Source organism: Allobosea sp. LC85, from assembly GCF_000735605.1.
Taxonomy (GTDB): Bacteria; Pseudomonadota; Alphaproteobacteria; order Rhizobiales; family Beijerinckiaceae; genus Allobosea.
In genome coordinates this window covers 14324-34243 of record NZ_JPKG01000029.1, presented here as the reverse complement: position 1 = coordinate 34243, position 19920 = coordinate 14324, and the positions used below count along the sequence as shown (strand labels likewise).

16 protein-coding genes are annotated in these 19920 nt (G+C 65.6%); 13 read left to right on the top strand and 3 right to left on the bottom strand.

Going from position 1 to position 19920, the window contains the following annotated elements:
* The first annotated feature begins 56 nt into the window (after positions 1-56).
* From FG93_RS15080 to FG93_RS31235, 10 genes are all read left to right on the top strand, one after another.
* Complete coding sequence (locus FG93_RS15080; protein ID WP_052513799.1) at positions 57-2333, top strand: glycosyltransferase; 2277 nt, start codon at positions 57-59, stop codon at positions 2331-2333.
* On the top strand, positions 2330-3163 hold the full coding sequence (locus tag FG93_RS15075; protein ID WP_043235709.1) for a class I SAM-dependent methyltransferase: 834 nt from the start codon (positions 2330-2332) through the stop codon (positions 3161-3163). The genes FG93_RS15080 and FG93_RS15075 overlap by 4 nt, the downstream gene beginning before the upstream one ends.
* A complete protein-coding gene (locus tag FG93_RS15070; RefSeq protein ID WP_043235708.1) occupies positions 3160-4413 on the top strand; it encodes a glycosyltransferase family 4 protein in 1254 nt (417 codons plus the stop codon). Before FG93_RS15075 ends, FG93_RS15070 begins: the two co-directional genes overlap by 4 nt.
* Positions 4410-5159, top strand: coding sequence for a hypothetical protein (locus FG93_RS15065; RefSeq protein ID WP_052513798.1), 750 nt, complete (start codon positions 4410-4412; stop codon positions 5157-5159). Before FG93_RS15070 ends, FG93_RS15065 begins: the two co-directional genes overlap by 4 nt.
* Before the next feature lie 4 nt (positions 5160-5163).
* Positions 5164-7347 carry a glycosyltransferase family 2 protein gene (locus FG93_RS15060; RefSeq protein ID WP_052513797.1) on the top strand — a complete coding sequence of 728 codons (2184 nt, stop codon included), beginning with the start codon at positions 5164-5166 and terminating at the stop codon, positions 7345-7347.
* A gap of 2 nt (positions 7348-7349) precedes the next feature.
* Complete coding sequence (locus tag FG93_RS15055; RefSeq protein ID WP_244448625.1) at positions 7350-8654, top strand: glycosyltransferase family 4 protein; 1305 nt, start codon at positions 7350-7352, stop codon at positions 8652-8654.
* Between the two features lie 41 nt (positions 8655-8695).
* On the top strand, positions 8696-9901 hold the full coding sequence (locus tag FG93_RS15050; protein WP_043235878.1) for a polysaccharide pyruvyl transferase family protein: 1206 nt from the start codon (positions 8696-8698) through the stop codon (positions 9899-9901).
* Entirely contained in the window at positions 9901-11079 is a 1179-nt protein-coding gene (locus FG93_RS15045) for a hypothetical protein (protein ID WP_052513796.1), read from the top strand. Before FG93_RS15050 ends, FG93_RS15045 begins: the two co-directional genes overlap by 1 nt.
* Positions 11076-12485 carry a polysaccharide pyruvyl transferase family protein gene (locus FG93_RS15040; protein WP_052513795.1) on the top strand — a complete coding sequence of 470 codons (1410 nt, stop codon included), beginning with the start codon at positions 11076-11078 and terminating at the stop codon, positions 12483-12485. The genes FG93_RS15045 and FG93_RS15040 overlap by 4 nt, the downstream gene beginning before the upstream one ends.
* 146 nt (positions 12486-12631) lie before the next feature.
* A complete protein-coding gene (locus FG93_RS31235) occupies positions 12632-13678 on the top strand; it encodes a GSCFA domain-containing protein (protein WP_052513794.1) in 1047 nt (348 codons plus the stop codon).
* 21 nt (positions 13679-13699) lie between these two features.
* Here FG93_RS31235 and FG93_RS15030 read toward each other — a convergent pair whose 3' ends face one another.
* The 3 genes from FG93_RS15030 to FG93_RS15020 all read right to left on the bottom strand — a co-directional run bounded on the left by FG93_RS15030 (position 13700) and on the right by FG93_RS15020 (position 15069).
* Entirely contained in the window at positions 13700-14329 is a 630-nt protein-coding gene (locus FG93_RS15030; RefSeq protein ID WP_052513793.1) for a nitroreductase, read from the bottom strand.
* A 142-nt stretch (positions 14330-14471) separates the two neighbouring features.
* Complete coding sequence (locus tag FG93_RS15025; protein ID WP_052513792.1) at positions 14472-14789, bottom strand: hypothetical protein; 318 nt, start codon at positions 14787-14789, stop codon at positions 14472-14474.
* Positions 14779-15069 carry a hypothetical protein gene (locus tag FG93_RS15020; RefSeq protein ID WP_043235704.1) on the bottom strand — a complete coding sequence of 97 codons (291 nt, stop codon included), beginning with the start codon at positions 15067-15069 and terminating at the stop codon, positions 14779-14781. Before FG93_RS15020 ends, FG93_RS15025 begins: the two co-directional genes overlap by 11 nt.
* Positions 15070-15323: 254 nt before the next feature.
* Between FG93_RS15020 and FG93_RS15015 the strand changes: the two genes are divergently transcribed.
* The 3 genes from FG93_RS15015 (at position 15324) to FG93_RS15005 (ending at position 19793) form a co-directional block, all read left to right on the top strand.
* Positions 15324-17123 (top strand): ABC transporter ATP-binding protein/permease, encoded by a 1800-nt coding sequence (locus FG93_RS15015; protein WP_161783826.1) that lies wholly within the window; start codon positions 15324-15326, stop codon positions 17121-17123.
* 109 nt (positions 17124-17232) lie between these two features.
* Entirely contained in the window at positions 17233-17796 is a 564-nt protein-coding gene (locus FG93_RS15010; RefSeq protein ID WP_200878108.1) for a hypothetical protein, read from the top strand.
* A 473-nt stretch (positions 17797-18269) separates the two neighbouring features.
* Positions 18270-19793 carry an ABC-F family ATP-binding cassette domain-containing protein gene (locus tag FG93_RS15005; RefSeq protein ID WP_043235700.1) on the top strand — a complete coding sequence of 508 codons (1524 nt, stop codon included), beginning with the start codon at positions 18270-18272 and terminating at the stop codon, positions 19791-19793.
* Positions 19794-19920: the final 127 nt, after the last annotated feature.

Here is a 19920-nt window from a genome sequence, read left to right as displayed (position 1 = left end):
CTCGCGACGCCGGTCATTTCGGCCGGCGTCGCACCCTGACACGTCGGAAGCTCGCCATGTTGACGATTACCTCGACCCAGTTGGTCGGAGACCAAAACGCCAATCCCGAGTTGCTGCGGCTCTGCGGTTCGGTGTTCCTGCTGAGCTGGAGCCTCGACGGCCCGCTCGCCGATCGGCAGGTGGTCTCGCTGGCGAGCCGGGAACGGCGCGTCTCCTCGGCCTCGCTGACGCTGGGCCTCGGCGACGGGCGAACCCGGATCGTCTCGGTCTTCCGGCATGCCGGCCATGACGAGATCGTCGCGACCTTGTCCGGCGGCAACCTCGGTCCGGATCAGGCTGTCTCCTTCGACCCCGAATTCGTGCATGCGATGGCGGAGGCACCCGAGATCCTGCGCGAGCTGACGCCCTCGGCCCGGGTTGCGCTTGCAAGTGCCCTGATTGCGACCTGGCCGACCCTGTTCAATCTGCGGGAGACGAACGCCTATCTCGCCTTCTTGCGCCAGTTCCTGCTCGCCCTCTCCCGCAAGCCGACGCCTGTATTGCCGGTCGCTGCGCTGCCTGACGGCAAGATCCTTCTTGAATCCTCGGTGCCCGGGCGTCTCGACGCGATCAAGGTGGCCTACTGGCTCGGCCCCGCAGGCCTGACGCGCATCGCCGCGCATCCGAGGCTCGGCAAGCCTGACCGGAGCGCCCGCCGCTCGCTGCACCTCGTCCTCGACGAAGCCCAGCCGCGCGGCCCCGGCTTGCTCGTCCTGCAAAGCGATATCGGGTTGATCGTCCGTGCCCTTCCCGAGCGCGCCGCGGCGCCGGCACTCGGCCGCTGGTGGGCCGGGAAGACGAGCGAGCGCGACGATCTGCGCAACTGGCTCGTCGAGCAACTGGCCGGGCAGTCCGAACGGGGCCGCCTGCTCGCCATCGAGATGCAGAGGCGGCTGCCCCTGCCGGTCCAGAGTGTCCGCCGCCGCGACGACCTGCCCTCGGCGGAGCTCGATCTTGCGGTCTGTACCCCAGCCGGCCTGCTGTTGGGTGGCTGGTATCGCGATGCCGACGGGATGCTCGATCAGATCCTCGTTCACCGCAGCACGGGCGCGCCGAGCCCGATCGGCGATCGGACCGCGCGGTTCCCGGCCCTGATTGCCGAGCCCGGCGGAGACAACCGAGCCGTGACCGGCTTCCTCGGTCTCGTGCCCGGCTATGCCGGCGGAGCCCCCGTCCTGCAGCCGCGCTGCGAACTGAAGCTCAGATCGGGGACCTCGCTCTTCCTGCGCCCGGCGCCGCAGCCCGCCGACATCGCGACCATTCGCGCCCGTGCCCTGGCCTCGATCCCACCACAGCACCTCACGGCCGAAATCCTCGAGCAGAGCCTCGCACCTGTGCTTGCCGCCTGCCAGTCCGCGCTGCGCGACAGCCTGCCGGAGCCGCGCCTGCGGACGATCGGCACTTTGCCGGACCGGCCAAGCGTCTCCGTCGTGATCCCGCTCTACCGGGTCTATGATTTCCTTCGTATCCAGGTGTCGGCCTTTGCGGCCGATCCCTGGTTCGCCGAAAAGGCCGAGCTGATCTATGTGCTCGATTCCCCCGAGCATGAGGCTGAAGTTGCACATCTGCTCGGAGGCCTGCACCTCGCCTATGGCTTGCCGATCCAGCTTGTGGTGATGGGCCGCAATGGCGGTTTCTCGGCCGCCTGCAATGCTGGAGCCGAGGCGGCCCGCGGCGATGTGCTCGCCATGGTCAATTCGGATGTGATCCCGAGCGAGGCCGGCTGGCTGCCCGCGCTGGCACGCAAGCTCGACCGGCGCGGGCGCGTCGGCGCCGTCGGGCCGAAACTGCTCTATGACGACGGCTCGCTGCAGCATGCCGGGCTCCTCTTCAAGCGGGACCGTCACGGCGTCTGGCTCAATCACCATTATTTCAAGGGCATGCCGGGCAGCTACAAGCCCGCCAATGTCGAGCGGTTCGTGCCGGGCGTCACCGGCGCCTGCATCGTGCTGCCACGTGCCCTCTTCAAGGAGGTCGGTGGCTTCGATGACAGTTATGTCATTGGCGACTACGAGGACAGCGACCTCTGCCTGAAGATCCGGCAGGCCGGCTTCGGCATCAAATATGTGCCGACCGTCGCGCTGTACCATCTCGAACGCCAGTCGATCTCGAAGAGCCTGGACTACACCCGTGGTGTCGCCTCGCAGCACAATGCGTGGCTGCAGACGGGCCGCTGGGATGCTCAGATCGAAGCGTTGATGGCCGATGAATCGGCGCTGCCGCGCAAGGCCGCGCCCGCGCGCGATCCCGAAATTCTTCCCCGCACCGTACTCAGGAGGGCAAGCGCTGCATGACGGCGACCGTAGCTCTGCGTCCCATCGAGCCCAGCCCGGGCACGATCCTCGCCACCCCCGGCAAGGAATTCGACTGGCTGCTCGACCATATCCGCACCAACCGCTTCCTGCCGCATCCACCGGCCGAGAACATCTTTGTCGGTGACGGCGACTACCGCGAGATCGGCGCGGAATTCCTGGGCCATTACGTCCGGATCGGCCGCCTGCAGCCGACGGAGCGGGTCTTCGACATCGGCTGTGGCATCGGCCGCATGGCGGTGCCGCTGACGCAGTATCTCGATTCGTCCAAGGGGAGCTATGACGGGGTCGACCCCGTGATGGACGGCATCCTCTGGTGCGCACAGACGATCACGCCGGTCTACCCGCGCTTCCGCTTTCAGCGACTCGACATCGCTCATCCGCTCTACAATCCGCAGGGCTCGCTGCCCGGGACCGAAGTCGCTTTCGGTTTCGCGAACCAGAGCTTCGATTTCATCACGATGGTCTCGGTGGCGACGCATCTGCCGCCGGAGGAACTGACCGTCTACCTCAAGGAAGCCTGCCGCCTGCTTGCGCCGGGAGGGCGCCTGTTCCTCACCGCCTTCGCCATTGACGGGCAGCCGACCGGACAGGAGCGCCTGAAGTTCAAGCGCTGGCGCGATGGGCCTGGTTGGTATGCCATCGAGGAGGCCCCGCTCGCTGCCGCCGGCATCGAGGAGGATTTCCTGATCGCACAGACACAAGACGCCGGGCTGCTCGTCGAGAGCCTCGGCCGCGGCCATTGGCGTGGCATCAACGCAGCCCACTACCAGGACGTGCTGATCGCGACCAAGCCGGAGCGCAGCCGATGAGCCGCCGCATCCTCGTCGTTGCGCATAACCACCCCGACCTGCATCCCGGTGGCACCGAGATTCTGGCTCATGACCTCGCCGGTGGTTATCGCGAGCAGGGCTGCGACGTGCTCTTCCTTGGCGCGACCAACGCGATCCACCGCGAGGCACATCCCGGCACGGCATTGCAGGCAACCGGATCCGATGGCGATGTCCTGCTCTGGAGCGGTCATTTCGACCGCTTCTATCTCAGCCAGATCGATCATTACGGCACTCTGCAGGACCTTGCCGGCCTGCTTCAGGAATTCCGGCCGGATGTGATCCACATCCATCATCTCGTGCTGATCGGCGCCGAGTTCCTGACGCTGGCGCGGCGCCTCCTGCCGAAGGTGAAGATCGTGATGACGCTGCACGACTATTATCCGATCTGCCACAATGATGGACTGATGGTGCGGCCAACCGACAGGGAGCGCTGCACCGCAGCCTCCCCGACGCGCTGCCGGGGCTGCTTTCCCGGAATCGGTTCCGACCGCTTCCTGCTGCGCGAGCGCTTCCTGAAGACCCATCTCGCAGCGGTCGATCAGTTCGTCGCGCCGAGCCGCTTCCTGCGCCAGCGCTATGTCGACTGGGGGCTGGCGGGCGACCGCATCGACGTCATCGAAAACGCCCGGCCGGCCCGCGAGCCGGCGGTGCACCGGGTCAAGCGCGGGCCTCGTGCCAGCTTCGGCTATTTCGGCAACGTCAACCCCTGGAAGGGGGTGTTGGAGCTGGTCAAGGCGGCTGCGCTGCTCAGTGCCTCGGGCCTGCGCGGCTTCGAATTGCGCATCCATGGCGGCGCCCCGTTCCAAAGCGAGTCTTTCGTTGCGGAGTTCGAGGCGGCGCTTGCCGCGTCGGACGGCACGGTGACCCATTGCGGCCCCTATCATCGCGAAGAGATGCCGGAGTTGATGGCCGAGATCGACTGGGTGGTGATGCCCTCGATCTGGTGGGAGAACGCCCCGCTCGTCATCCAGGAGGCATACCAGCACCGCCGCCCCGTCATCGCCAGCGGCATTGGCGGCATGGCCGAGATGGTACGGGACGGTATCGACGGGCTGCATGTGCGCCCGGGCGATCCGGCCCAGCTTGCCCGCACCTTGCGGCGCGCGGTCGAGGAGAAGGGCCTGTGGGATCGCCTCGTCGAAGGCATCCGGCCTCAACCCACCATCGCTGATTGCACCACGGCGCATCTCGCGCTGTTCGACAGGCTCACACTCGCGGAGGCGGCATGACGGTACTGCGCAATCCCGACGGAACCGAGCGGCTGCCCAATGTCGTGCCGGCGCGCCTCAACGGCCGCGTCGATGCCTTGGACGGCAACCGCCTGCATGGCTGGATCTGGGATGAAACCCGTCCCGAGGAGCGACTCACGGTCCGGCTCAAGCTCGATGGGCGGGTTGCGATGGAGGCCGAGGCCGACCAGAGCCGCATCGACCTTCGGCGCAACGGCATTGGCGATGGGCGTCACGCCTTCGCGATGGAACTCGATGATGCGCTGGTCGCAGCCCGTGACCGGCTGAGCATCGTTGGCGTCTCTCCGAGTACGGGCGTCGAACTCGAGCTCAGATTGCCGCCACCGGCCGAGCTCGCGGCCGAGGCTGCGATCGCCGTGCCGCTTGCGCGCTTCTTCGATCGTGTCGAGGCGCTGATCGCTCTGAACCGGCGCGGCCAGCTGGCCCAGAAGGAACTCGTCGAGAAACTCGACGAGATGACCACACGCATGGCGGGCAGCGGCGTGCAGCGCGACGAGGCCGCGGAGGTTGCGCGTGCCGACCATATTTCCCAGCGCCTGGCCGAGCTCGATGTCTTCCAGCTGCGCTTCGATGCGACGCTGCGCAGTTTCGATGAGCGCCTGGTCACGATCCGCAAGGAGGCGCAGCGCCCGATGCGGCAAGCCACCATCCTGCTCGGTTCGCTCTCTGGACTCGCCGCGCTGATGTCCTTCGTGACCCTGACCCTGATCCTGCTGGCCCGGTGACGCGATGAGTGAAGTGATCGTCCCCGATCAGACCCGGATCAGCCCGGCACCGACCGTCGCCTGGACGCCGCTCGGCGAGAACGCCATCCTGATCATGAGCGTCTGCGACGCGATGCCGGGCAAGGTGCCTGTCGCCGTCGACGGCAATCCGCGCAACAAGGCCGAGACCATGGCGCTGACCTGGCGCCGGCCGCAGGCGGAGGCCCCGGCGGCCATCGGCTTCCTCTGCCTGGCACCTGCGCCAGCGACCGACCGCTCCGGCTCCGGCGCGCTGCTGCTCGGCCGCCCGGGCCGGCCGCTGCGCCTTGTGCTGGCGTCGAAGCCGCTGCCGCTGCAATCCTTCCTTGCCGGCCTTGCCGAGGATTCGGGGCAGGCATTTCCCATGGTCGTCGACGGGCTCCTAGAGATCCTGCTCGCCGGCAAGCCCAATCCGCGCCGCCTGCGTGCGGCATCGCTGCTGCTGCAGTCCATCGCCAAGCCGGGCGGGTTCGTCGAGGTCATGGGGCCGATCGACGATGGCGTCTTCATCCAGGGCTGGACCTCCGATTTTTCCGCAGGCCGGACCAAGCTGCTGATCGCTCATGGCGGGCTCTCCTTCGGCGTGCTGGAGGCGGGAACCTTCGAGCGCGACGATCTTGCCGACGGTGCGCGAGGCTTCTTCGGCCTGTTGGAAGAATGCCAGATCCGCCATCCCAGCGAGATCGAGAGGCTGTTCTTCCGCGCCACTGACGGCTGGCGCGCGCTGGATGTCTATGAGCGCCATGTCCTGCTCGAACCGATCACTGTTCCCGGCCATTTGCGGGACGGGCTGCAGCGGGGCAGCGCGCCGCAAGCGACGTCGGACAAGCTCCGGCGTGCCTCGCAACGCTTCGATGGCCGCGATACGGTCGCATTGCTGGAGGCGCCGGTGCGGGCCGGCATCGACGACGCGACCATCGTGGAAGGCACCGGCACGCTGATCATCGGCTGGCTGTTCGATCCTGACCGCCATGTCAGCGCGGTGACGCTGCGCTCCGGCAGCCAGTCCTGTGTGCTCGACCGCGTCTGGACGCGCGTGTCGCGCCCGGACGTTGCCGATGCGTTTGCCGGCGATCCGCGCTTTGCCCATATGCTCGGCGGCCGGCGCAACAGCCACGGCTTCATCGTCTTCGCGCCGAAGCTCACGCCCGAGCCCGGCCAGCCGCTTTATCTCGAGTTCGAGATCGAGGGTTCCGGCCCTGCCTTCCTGCCCCTGGAGGCCGGGCGCGGCCAGCCGCGACGCACGCTCGAGCGCGTCTTCGGCCTGCTCGATCCGAAATCCTCGACCGCAGCCTCGGTGGTCGAACGCCAGATCGCTCCTGCTCTGCAAGCCGCCGAGATCGCTCCTCCGCGCGTGGTCGAGACCTTTGACATCGGCGCTTTCAAGGCCGATGCGAGTCTGGGCCTGGTGATCGGCCTCGATCATCGCCAGCGCGAACTCTCCTCGCTCTTCGCGCTGCTTGCGATCGACCCCGAGATACGCCCGGTGCCGATCGTGCTCGCGATACCCGGCGAGAGCTTCGACCGGATCGGCGCCGAGGCGCGCCGGCTCGCTCGCTTCTATGGGCTCGCGGTGCGGCTTGCGCTCGTCGATGGGGTCGAGGATGCCTGCGACGCGATGGAGGCCGGCGCGCGCGCCTGTCGCTTCCAGACCATCGCGCTTCTGTCGGGGGCCGCGCAGATCCGTATGCCCGGCTGGCTTGGCCGGCTCGAACGTGCCTTCAAGGCGCGCGGCGGACAATGCGTCGCAAGTCCGACACTGCTCTTCGAAGACAACTCGATCCGTTGGGCAGGTGCCTGGATGGAAGGGGAGGGGGCGAGCCGGCGCGTCTTCAATCGCTTTGTCGGCTATCCGCTGGACGCGATCGGCAATCTCGGACCGATGGAAGTCGCGGCCGGCGCCACCGAATGCTGCGTGATGTCGCGCGCGGCCTTCATCGAAGCCGGGGGCTTCGCCCGCAACTACTTCACGACGGCCGAAAAGGGCCTCGATCTCTGCCTGAAGCTCAGAATGAACGGCTTTCCCTCGGTCTGGGTGCCGGAGGTCGAGATTTACGTCGTCGACGATGGCGAGATGGCGCGGCCGCACCTGGTCTCGCTTGCCCAACTCGCCGACCGCTCCAGCTTCGACCGCCGCTGGGCGCTGGCCGTTTCGAACATGCGAGGATGATGATGCGCGTACTCGTCGTGTCCCATGGACACCCGACCCTGTCTCTCGGCGGTGCCGAAATCGCCTCCTACAACCTGCACAAGGGCTTGCAGGCAAGCGAAGGCCTGGACGCGCATTACCTCGCCCGCGTCGGCTCGCCGACGCCGCGCCATGCCGGCACGGCGCTGATGAGTCTGCGCCAGCGCGGCGGTGAGCTGCTCTACTATGCCGAGGAATACGATCACTTTCTGCTCTCGAACCGGAACACCGAGGAGATCGAGCGCGATTTCGTCCGCGTGCTGCGCGACCTGAAGCCGGATGTGGTGCATTTCCACCATTTCATCGGGCTCGGGCTGGAATGCCTGTTCGCGGTGCGGGACACGCTGCCCGACGCCTTGATCGTGGTGACCTTCCACGAATACCTCAGCATCTGCCACCATCACGGTCAGATGGTGAAGACGGGTGCATTCAAGCTCTGCTACCGGGCCTCGCCGACCGACTGCAATGCCTGCTTCCCGGATATCGCGCCCGGCCACTTCCTGGCGCGCGAGACCTTCATCCGGGGCATGCTCAACCTCGCCGACCATTTCGTCTCGCCGAGCCGTTTCCTGGCGGAACGCTACCAGGATTGGGGCCTATCGGCTGATCGCTTCTCGGTGATCGAGAACGGCATCGACGTCGCCGAGGTCGCGCCACCCCGGCCCTTGCCGGACAAGACGGCACGGCGCTCGCGCTTCGCCTATTTCGGCCAGCTCACGCCCTACAAGGGCGCCGACGTGCTGATCGACGCGGTCACCCGCATCCCGGAATCCGTCTGGGGCGAGGATTCCATATTGCTGGTCTATGGCGGCAACCTTGAGCGCCAGCCCGAGGCCTATAAGAAGAAGTTCGCCGAGCTTGTCGAGAATGCCGGCAGGCGGGTGCGTTTCTGCGGCGCTTTCCAGAACCACGAGATGCCTAACCTGATGCGCTCGGTCGACTGGGTGGTGATGCCCTCGGTCTGGTGGGAGAACTCGCCGATCGTGATTCAGGAGGCCTTTTTCCACGGCCGCCCGATCCTTTCGAGCAATATCGGTGGCATGGCCGAGAAGATCGTCGACGAGGTCAACGGCCTGCATTTCCGCTCGGGCAGCCCGGAGGATCTGGTCGACTGCATGACCCGCGCCCTGAGCGAGCCCGATCTCTGGTCGCGCCTGCGCGCCGGGATCACCCGGCCGCTCACCCATATCGACTGCGCCGCCCAGCATATCGCGCTCTACCAGCGCCTGATCGAGCAGCGCGGCATGCCCGTACCGGCCAGCCGCGCGGCCACGCCGATGATCGCCTGATGCCAGAAGAAGCCAACGCGAAAACCAGGGGAGAGAAAACCATGGCCCGCATCCTCGTCATGATCCCATCGGGAGAGGTTTACGACCATGACAATGTGCGCTGGTACGGACACGCGGATCTCGCGAGCCATATCAACCACTACCACAATATCGGCGACGCCTTCGTCTTCGACTCATCGTTGAAGCTGCTTAACTTCGAGAAGCTCGACGTCCTGCCGATCGACAATCCGGACATGGCGCTGATCGACCGGATGAACGCGGAATACGACTACGTCTTCCTGCGCGGTTCGAATTACGTCCATGCCGACATGCAATGGAGCCAAACGGCCGATGTGCTGCGCCGGCTGAAGATTCCGGTCATCGCCTTCGGCATTGGCGCGCAAGCGCCGGTCAGCGGCAAGCTGGAGCTTAGCGAGGACACCAAGACCGTGCTCAGGCTGATGGCGGATTCGACCGCCTCGCTCGGCGTGCGCGGCACCTACTCGGCCGAAATCCTCAACGAGATCGGCATCAAGAATGTCCGGATCATCGGCTGCCCCACGGCTTTCCGCGCCAACAGGCCGGATCTCGCGATCAAACTGCCGGCGCTCGACAGCGTGAAGAAGGTCGGCATCACGCTGCGGCGCGAGGTCTCGCCGACCTATGCGCAGGACATCAAACGCTACCTCACCTTCCACCGCGACCTGGTGAAGTCGCTGGCGGGCCGGTTCGAGGCGACGCTGATGGCGCAGGGCGAGATCGAGGAGAAGAAACTCGCCCTCGGAACGCCGGAGCAGAAGGAAGAGGCGATCGCGGCGCTGCGCGGGAACGCGTGGGCAACCTCGTGGTACCTCGATGAGGCGATGGAGGCGCTCTATCGCAGCCGGATGTTCTATTCGGACGTGGTTGCCGATTACGAGAATCTCGTGCGCAGCCTCGACCTCGTGCTTGGCTACCGGTTGCACGGCAACCTGATGGCGCTCGCCAACGGCACGCCCTCGATCTACTTCACCTATGACAGCCGCACCGTCGAGTTCGCCGAGACCTTCCAGATCCCGAGCTTCGACGTTTTCTCCGGCCGGGATTTCAGGCTGGAGGAGCACTGGGATCAGGCGCGCTTCGACCGCTTCAACACGACCTATGCCCAAGTCTACGCCGCGATGCGCGACTTCCTGGTCGAGAACAAGGTCGACACCAAGATGGCCCCGGTGGTCAGGGCAGCGGCGGTGCCTCCGGCCGTTCCCGAGGCCGAACGAAAGGTGGCCTGATGGTGGAACGCACCATCCTTGCGGCCACGCTGGCGGCGTTGCCGCTGCTCACCGTTTCGAGCCTGTCGTTTGCGCAGGCGCCCGGCTATCGCGTCGAGATCGTTCCCGGCGCCACGGAGGAGACCGTCTACGCCTGGTCGCGCCAGCGCTGCGAGGAATGGCATATTCCAGACGCGCCGCTGCGGGCCTTCCGCAATCAGAACGGCGCGGTCGTCGCCTTCGCCAGCAATTACCGCAACCGCGCCATGGCCGGCCCCAGCCTCGACCGGATCGGGATTTCCTGTTCGGTCTCCTACGAGGCCAAGAGCAGTCCCGACCCGAGCGAGTTCAGCGACAAGAACTGGCTCACGGCGACATGGACCAGCAACGGCCGCGACGTCTTCGGGCTGGTGCATGCGGAATACCATGCCGACCGCTACGGCAATGCCTGCCGTTTCAGGGACAGGATGAGCTGCTGGTATAATGTCGTGACGGCCGCACACTCGACCGACGGCGGGCGCCATTTCAGCGCAGAGCCGCGCCAGCTCGTCGCCGCGCCCACCTTCCGCCAGGATGTCGACCAGGGGCGCCATCGCGGTTTCTTCAACCCGTCCAACATCATCGAGCGGGACGGCGCCTGGTACACGCTGATCGCGACCACGGGCGGCGAGGGCCAGAAAGGCGGCGTCTGCCTGTTCCGCAGCACCGATATCAACGATTCCGCCTCGTGGCGGGCCTATGATGGCACGGACTACACGGTGCGAGCGGTCGATCCCTATCGCGAGGACCTGTCGCAAGCGAAGCCCTGCCAGCCGCTCAAGGGACTGCCAACCACGGTCGGTTCCGTCACGAAACACGAGCCGAGCGGGCTCTATCTGGCGGTGCTCCATCTCGGTCCCGACCCCAGCCAGGGGATCGCGGGCGGCCGCGTCGCCTATAGCTGGTCCGCGGACCTCCTGCGCTGGTCGCCGCTGCAGACGCTCGTCGTGCATCCGACGATGTGGAGCAAGAACTGCGCGGACACGACCCGTTACGCCTATGGCGCGGTTGCCGACCCCGGCTCCACCTCGCGCAATTTCGAAACGACCGGGGACGAGGCGTTCCTGTTCATGACCCGGATGCGGGTGAAGGACTGCAAGCTCGGTCCCGAGCGCGACCTCATCCGCGTCAAGATCCACATCGTGAAGGACCAGCCTTGAAAATTCTGCGTGCCACAACGAACGAGATCGTCGTCTCCGTCGCGCGGCGTCCCGATGGCGGCTGGCCGGCGCTGCGCCTGCGGCTCGACGGTCAGGATTATGCAACGATCCAGCCGGGCGCGATGATCGCCGGCGACGCCGCCGGCGCCGAGCTGACCATCCCGCTGCCCAGGCTCGCGGACGGTCGGCCGCGCGAGATTTCGGTGCTCGACGCCGAGAGCGGCAAGGTCGCGCCCGGCTCGGGACTCGCCCCGATCGCAACCGAGAAAAAGCTGCGCGCATTGGTGATCTACCCGGCCGGAGAGGTCTACGAGCACGACAAGGTGCGCTGGTACCGAGCGCCGATGGAGAAGCTGCTCTCCGACTATTTCAACATCGGCGACATGATCGTCTTCGACTCGACGCTCAAACTGCTGCGCTACGCGCATCTCGAGCCGATGAAGATCATGAATCCGACCGATGCCGATATCGAGCGCTATGCCAGCGAGTTCGACTACGTCTTTGTCCGCGGCTCGAACTTCATCCATGAAAAGATGGAGTGGTTCCGTGCCATCGAGGTGCTGGAGAAGGTCAAGCTCCCGGTCTACGCCATCGGCGTGGGCGCGCAGGCGAGCCAGAATCGCGCCATTGAACTGCCGGACGCCTCGAAGAGGTTCTGGCAGATCGTTGCCGACCGCTGCGCCGCCATTGGCGTGCGCGGCGCCTTCAGCGCCGAGACTTTGCGCCATAACGGCATTCGCAATGTCGAGGTGGTCGGCTGCCCCTCGATCTTCCGGACGCGCAAGCGCGATCTCGCCATCCGGATTCCGGACCAGCGCGAAATCCGCAAGGTCGCCTTCAGCCTCAGGCGCGAGGCGGACAAGAGCTACACCGCCGACCCGGAAGCCTATCTGCGCAACCAGAAGGCCGCGCTTCTCAAGGTCGATCGCCAGAGCGAGATGGTGATGTCCTCGCATGGCGAGCAGGAGGAGAAGGCCTTCTTCCTGCGCGACGAGAAGGCGATGGAGAAGGCCGTAGCCGAGTTCGTTCATACCGGCTGGTGGAGCGGCGCCGATGATGCGGCCATGCGCCGGATCTACGAGAAGCAGCTCTTCACTTTCTTCGATGTCGAGCGCTACGACGCATTCGCACAGGGGCTCGATCTCGCGGTCGGTTACCGCGTCCACGGCGTGCTACCGGCGGTGGCGCAGGGCGTGCCGGGCGTTCTCGTCGCCTATGATACGCGCAGCCAGGAACTGGCCGAGACCTTGAAGATCCCCGTCGTGCCGGAGTCCGCCCTCGCCGAAGGCGGCTGGCGAGCCGTCTATCAGGAAGCCCAGCTCAACACGCTCGCGAAGAGCTATGCCGGTTCCTACGACCGCATGCGCGACTTCCTCGACAGGAACGGCGTCCCCCACCGGATGTGAGGCGGCCGCCGTTGTCCTCAACCCTGACTGTCGAGGCGCGAGCGAGGGCCTCTCCGCAGCACGCACGCTGCGGAAGCGCTTGAACCGAACAACCCGAAGAAGGCCGGCGGCACGGTGTCGACGGCCAGGAGCGGCAGGAGAAGACCATGAAGATCGAATACGACGCGGGCACCGCGCTCACGATCATGCGCGGCAATCCGGTGCGCGGCTGGATCTCGGGCAAGCCCGAGCGCATGGCCAAGGAGCGGCTGACCACCGGCAACTATCTCTCGGTCGAGCACAAGCCGAAATTCCAGATCGATCCGGCCTGGCCGATCTTTACGATGGGATCCTGCTTCGCGCGCGAGGTCGAGAACGTCCTGATGATGCGTGGGCTGTCGCTCCTGCTCGAAGGCCATGGCGTTCCGGCCGAGCATTTCGAGAGCTGGAACGAGGCGACGGGGCGCGGCGGTGGCGCGGCGCGCGGAAGTCTCAGCCGCGGGGCGCTCAACAAGTACTCGGTACGGTCCATGACGCATGAGCTCAAGCGCGTCCTGCTCGACGAACCCTATCCGAATGAAGGACTGATCGAGCTCGCGCCCGACCAGTGGTTCGACCCGCATGCCAGCGGCCTGAGATTGCTCGACCAGCAGACCGCGCTTGCCAACCGCAAGCGCCTGACGGCAGCAACCGCGCGGATCAGGGAGGCGCGGATCTGCTTCTTCACGCTCGGGCTCACCGAAACCTGGCTCGACTCCGAAACCGGGCTTGCCATGAACATCCATCCCGGCCCGACCTGGCTATCGCGCATGCCCGAGCGCTTCCGCTTCGTCGATTACGGCTATGAGGCGACCCTGAACGACATGCTCGGTGTGATCGCGCTGATCCGCGAGCACTGCCATCCGGAGATGCGCTTCATCGTCACCGTTTCGCCGGTGCCGCTTGGCGCGACGTTCAAGGATGCTGATGTCATCGTCGCCAACAGTGCCTCGAAATCGGTGCTGCGCGCCGTCGCCGAGGAGCTCTACCGGCGCTTCGATTTCGTCGATTATTTCCCGAGCTACGAGATCGTCCTGAACTCGCCGCGCGCCATCGCCTTCGAGGAGGACCAGCTCCATGTCGCCCGCAAGATGGTGGCGACAGTCATGGAGACCTTTGAACGCAGCTATCTCGACCAGACAATCGGCGCGGCTGGCACACCAGCCCTGGTCTGATCCTGGCTCCCCGGCGCTCGGTCAGTCTGTCCCTGTCCACACGGTGGTGATCGCATCGATATCGGGGCGCCGGCGCTCAGCCGGCGCTTCCTTTGCCGTGCCGATATGGACGAGGCCTGCGAGCTTCTCGGCGCTCGAAAGCCCGAACAGCGCATGCACGCCGGGGCTATAGGCCGCCCAGCCGGTGAGCCAGTTCGCACCGAAGCCCAGCGCATGGGCTGCGGTGAGCAGGTTCATGCAGGCTGCTCCTGCTGAGAGGTCCTGCTCCCAGACCGGGACGCGCGCCTCCGGGTCGCTCTTGCTGACGACGAGCACGATCAGCGGAGCATAGGTCAGCGAGCGGCCAATGATTCCGGTGAATTTCTCGCGCTTCTCGGCGTCCATCGCCGCGTTCTCGGCGGCATAGAGCTGGGAGACACGCTCGCTCGCCCGTTTGCGCGCCTCGCCGGCGAGCAGGATAAAGCGCCAGGGTTCGAGCACGCCATGATCGGGTACGCGAGCGGCGATCGTCAGCATGCGGGCCAGTGTTGAGGCATCGGGTCCCGGTTCGCCAAGCATCGTCATGCCGACCGAACGGCGTGTTTCGAGCAGGCGCAGCAGCACCTCGCCATCCTGGGGCGCCGCAGCGAAGGCCGCCTGGCTCTGGGTCATGTCTCGTCCTCGATACTTGGCGCTTGCGCGCGTGTTTGCGCCTGAAGCATCGGCCCGAAAAGTGGATTGCGGTTTTCGGGAAAGCCGATGCAAACCCTAAAGCATAGATCATCGGGCCGGATACGATATCCGGTCCGATGATCTATGCCCGGCCGGCAACCTCGATCAGCCTCAGATCGGCGATCGGTGCCGGCCTTGCCAGGCGCGCCAGGGCCGCCTGCAGAGCGTCGATATCCTGCTCCGGGCTCGGCCGCCAGCCACAGGGACACGCGTCCTCATGGCGATGGGCATCGGAGACCTCGCGATAGATCGAGCCGATCGCCTCGGCGGCGAGCTGCATCACGGTCATCGGGGCGAGCTGTGAATCGTGCAGTGCATTGCAGAACGCTGTCATCACCACCTGCCGCAGCGCGGCGCGGGCGGCCTCGGTGTTCTCGTCGTGGATCAGTTCAAGCGGCACGATCTGCGCCCTCCCGTCGGCTGCTGGTCTTACCCTGACGCGCTGGCTCCACGCCCCCCGCCGAACCCTCCAGTGCGACTGTCAGCAGATCGACGAGGCGCTGCATCCGCGCCGGCAGCGCCTGATAGGCAACCGGGCTCGCATTGGCGGGACCTTTCGCGAAGGCCAGCGCCCGGCGCAGTTCGAGCGGCGTCGCTTTGGTCCGCAGCGTTTCCTGGATGATGAGTTCGTCGCTCTGGCCGATTGCCGCAACCACGTCCCCTGCAGAAATCTCGCTCATCTCGATGCCTCGTCGTGACCGAATCTTACATGACGCAACTCAGTAGGCGCGAGGTGGTTATTGTGCAACTTATTGTTTTCATTGAATAAATAGAACAGTTCGAAACTGCGGGGCGCCGCTGATGCCGCAAGGGGAGAATCATTCAGCCTGGGTTCATCGTGCGCAGGATACGCGTCATGCTGGCAGGCGTGCGCAGCAACCGGGAAAACCCGGGCGCGGATGGGTGTTGTTCCGATCCGGGGGGATCATCGTTCTTGTTGAAGCCTGTTGAAGCGCCTGGTGTTGCCGAAAGCCTGCCCTCCGACCGGCAGGTCGCCTGGCGCTTTGCCGGCCTGACCGGCGGTTTCTGGCGCGGAGCGACGAGCGGCAAGGCCTGGTTCTGGACGCTGTCGCTGGCGGCGTCGATCATCTTCAGCGTTTTCGTCAACGTCACCGTCAATCGCTGGAACGGCTGGTTCTTCGATGCGCTGGAGAAGAAGGACAAGGAAAGCGCGCTGACCGCCATGGCGGTCTTTCCGGTGCTCGCGCTCGTCGTCGCCGGCATCGGCGTCGTCATCCTGGTCACGCGCGAGACACTCCAGGTGCACTGGCGGCAATGGGTGACCGCAAAGCTTGCTGACGGCTGGGTCGGAGAGCGGCGCTTCTTCCGTCTGAGCCTGTCGAATGACGAGCCGGCCAATCCCGAGTACCGCATCGCCGACGATGTGCGCTGGGCGACCGAGCCGCTCGTCGATTTTGCCATCGGCCTGCTTTCGGCCTTCATCACCATCGTGATGTTCATCGAGATCCTCTGGGAGATCGGGGGCGCACTGACGATCCCGGCTGGCGCAGGGGCGTTCACCATCCCGGCCTATCTCGTACTGGCGGCGGTCCTCTATGCAGTGCTGGTTTCGCTGCTGATCACTGTCGTCGGCCGCCGGCTGCCGCGCCTCGTTGCCGCACGAAATGAGGGCGAAGCCAAATTGCGCTTCGCCCTGATGCGCATTCGCGATCACGGCGAACCGATCGCGCTCGCCCGGGCCGAGGCCGGCGAGCGCCGCGCCGTCGCGCGCACCTATGACAGCCTGGCGCAACGCTGGCTCGCCATGATCCGCCAGCGCGGCCGGCTGACCTGGATCACCAACGGCAGCGGTGCGCTCGTCCCGGTCGTGCCGCTGCTGCTGGCGGCGCCGAAATATCTCTCCGGCGAGATGTCGCTTGGCGGGGTCGTTCAAGTCGCTGCCGCCTTTGTGGCCGTGCAGAACGCCTTCAACTGGGTGCTCGACAATTTCATGCGCATCGCCGAGTGGCTGGCCGCCGCGCGGCGCGTCAACGAGCTTGCCGACGCGCTCGACCGCGTCGAGCAAAGCCGGCCGGACGATCATCTGACCGTGAAGCAGAGCCCCGACGGGCTGCTGTGTCTGGCGGATGTCACCTTGACCGATCGCGATGGCCGCAACCTGGCGGCCGATCTCAGCTTCTCCCTGCCAGCCGGCGCGACCCTGCATGTTTCGGGCGAACTCGGGCTCGGCAAATCGGCGCTGATCCAGGCGCTCGCCGGTCTCTGGCCGTGGGGGCGCGGCGAGATTTCCCTGCCGGAGGGAGCGCGGGTGACCGTCGTGCCGCACAGCCTGCATCTGAGCGAAGGCAGCCTGCGCACGATTCTCGATACTGCGTTGACACGTCCGGGCGATGTGCTTGCCGATGCCTTGCGCCGTTACGGGCTCTCTGCGCTCGCCGCTAGCCTCGACGAGTACCGCGACTGGGACAAGCTTCTGGCGACGGGCGACAGGCAGCGCCTGGCGCTCGCCCGTGCCGAACTCGAAGCACCCGACGTGCTCCTGCTCGACGAGTCGACCAGCGCCCTGGAGACCGACATTGCGCTCGAACTCATCGCCGAGCTGCGTGCCGCGCGGCCGGGCGCCATCGTCCTGCTGATGGGTCAGAGCCCCGGCTTTGCCGAGGCCGCCAGCCACCATCTCGTGATGAAGCGGGCCGGCGGCGTGGCGCGGATGGCCAGTTCGGACGGCACGCCCGCCCTGCGGGCCGGTGCGGTGGAGCGGAGCCTGACATGACGATCTCTTCGTTCCACCTTGCCGCGAAACCCTTTGCCCCGGGCTGGACCAAGCCCGCCTTGCCTCATGCCGCAGGCCTGCCGGACCTGCCTGTAACGGAGCTGATCGTATGCTGAATATCTGGGACGTCTATTGGGGCCTGCGGGTCGAGCAGTGCCCCTGCGACGTGCATTTCGTCGAATGGCTCGAGGAGCAGGGCCTCACTGGCAAGCGCATCTATCATTTCGGGACGGGCGGGCATCACTATATCGGCATCCGCTGCGCCGAGCCCGAGCTCGACTGCACGGTGCTCGGCATCACCGCCTCGCCCAAGGAATATGAGGCCTTCGTCAAGCTGGCGACCGAGAACCCCTCGATCACCAAGACCTATTCGGCCTATTTCGGCGACATCTACACCAGCAACGCAAAGCTGCTGCCGCGCTTCGACATCGTTACCCTGTTCCATTCCTGCGAGTTCCGCAGCGAGAAGAACGATGCCTATGGCGCGCTCACCGATCTCGAGGTGATGCAGCTCTTCACCGACCAGACTGATGTCGGCGGTCATATCCTGTTCTATACCGGCTCCTTCGCCTATGCCTCTGCCGAACCGATCATTGCGGACTGGGTAAAATCGCGGTCGGTCGAGGAGATCGGCCAGTTCAAGACGCTCCGCGTTTTCCGCAAGACCGCCTGAGGCAAGACCGCCTGAGGCAAGCCGCTGTTGCGGACGATCGGGAACGGCGCTAGAGCATGCTGCGAAAAAGTGGCAACGGTTTTTCGCATAAAGCATGCTCTAAACTATGAGAGTCGATCACGCTGCGTTTGGACGATGTCGTCCAAACGCAGCGTGATCTAGGGCTGTTTTCGTCACTCATTCGAGAAAGGGGGCTGCGTGATTACGTTCTTTCGTCACCATCGTCAGCGTGGCCCCGTTCAGGCCCTGCAAGCGGTCTTGCAGGGCTGACCCAAAGACGATCCCTCATCGGTTCTCTTTCCGGTCTGCCCTTCGTGGCGGCGTAGCATCGAGCCTTATGGCTGCGGTGAACTGCGCCTCTTCCAACCCAACGAGCTGACGCCGCACAGGCATCCGGCATCCCCATCCTCAAGGCGGTGAAATCCGCCTTTCCGGGATGCTGGACAACGGCTCGGGCAGTCCAGAGAACGATTATGGCCTTGATCAACGCTCGCAAACTCGGCGTCACGCTCGGTGCGCCGCTCTTTTCCAATCTCAATCTTGCCATCGGGCCGGGCGACCGCCTCGGCCTCGTCGCCGCCAATGGTCGGGGTAAATCCACGTTGCTGCGCTGCCTCGCTGGCTCCCAAGAGCCCACGGCAGGCGAGATCACGCGTTCGCGCGGGCTTCGCGTCGGCCATGTCGAGCAGGAGATTCCGGCCGCGCTGCTTGCATTGCCCTTCTATGACCTCGTCCGTCGCGCCCTGCCGCCGGAGCAGGCCGAGACGGAATCGTGGCGCGTCGACGTCGCGCTGGAATCGCTCGAAATTCCCGAGGCGCTTCGCCGGCGCCCCTTGTCGCAGCTGAGCGGCGGCTGGCAGCGCTTCGCCATGCTGGCCAGCGTCTGGGTGACCGATCCCGACATGCTGCTGCTCGACGAGCCGACCAACCATCTCGACCTCGCCCGGATCAGCCAGCTCGAGGAATGGCTGAATGGCTTGCCGCGGGACGTGCCCGTCGTGATTTCCAGCCATGATCGCGCCTTCCTCGATGCGGTGACCAACCGCACGCTGTTCCTCAGGCTGGAAAGCTCGCCGGTCTTCGCGCTGCCCTATACGCGGGCGCGCGCCGCGCTCGATGAGGTCGATGCCTCGGAGGAGCGCCGCTACCAGCGCGAGATGAAGGCGGCGCAGCAGTTGCGCCGGCAGGCGGCGAAGCTGAACAATATCGGGATCAATTCCGGCAGCGACCTGCTCGTGGTCAAAACCAAGCAGCTCAGGCAAAGAGCCGAGCGAATGGAGGAGGCGGCACGGCCTGGCTATCAGGAGCGCTCATCGGGAGCGATCCGGCTGGCCAATCGCGGCACCCATGCCAAGGTCCTGGTGGCGTTCGACGATCTTTCCGTCGAGACGCCGGCTGGGACGCCGCTGTTCAAAACCGGCAAGCGCTCGATCGCCCAGGGTGACCGGATCGTACTGCTTGGCCGCAATGGGACCGGGAAGTCGCGCCTTGTCGGTCTGATCAGGGCCGCGATCGCGGATGCCGAAGCTGCGAGCATCAAGGTCACGCCGTCGCTTGCACTCGGCTACAGCAGTCAGAGCCTCTCGGAACTCGCCGACAGCGACACGCCGCATGGCGTGATCACCCGGGGGTTCGATGTCGGCGACCAGCCGGCGCGCAGCCTGCTGGCGGGGGCGGGAGTGTCGATCGACATGCAGAACAGCCGGATCGGTGCGCTTTCGGGCGGGCAAAAGTCGCGGCTCGCCATGCTGGCGCTGCGTCTGGCCAATCCGAATTTCTATCTGCTCGACGAACCGACGAACCATCTCGATATTGAAGGGCAGGAGGCTTTGGAGGCCGAACTCATGGCGCATGAGGCGAGCTGCCTGCTGGTCTCGCATGACCGCAGCTTCGTCAGGGCGGTCGGCAATCGCTTCTGGCTGATCGAGCATCGCAAGTTGGTCGAGATCGAGGGGCCGGAGGCATTCTTCGCCGCGGCTCAAGCTGGAGAAACCTGATATTGGCCAAAGGGTTGGGCTGAAGCAGGCAGCTGTCGTCGGGCCGTCGCAATGCCGGCCCGACGCGATCTGCATCAGCCTCATGGCGCGCATTCGCCGCGTCCTTCCGTCTTGTGGATCGCGGCCG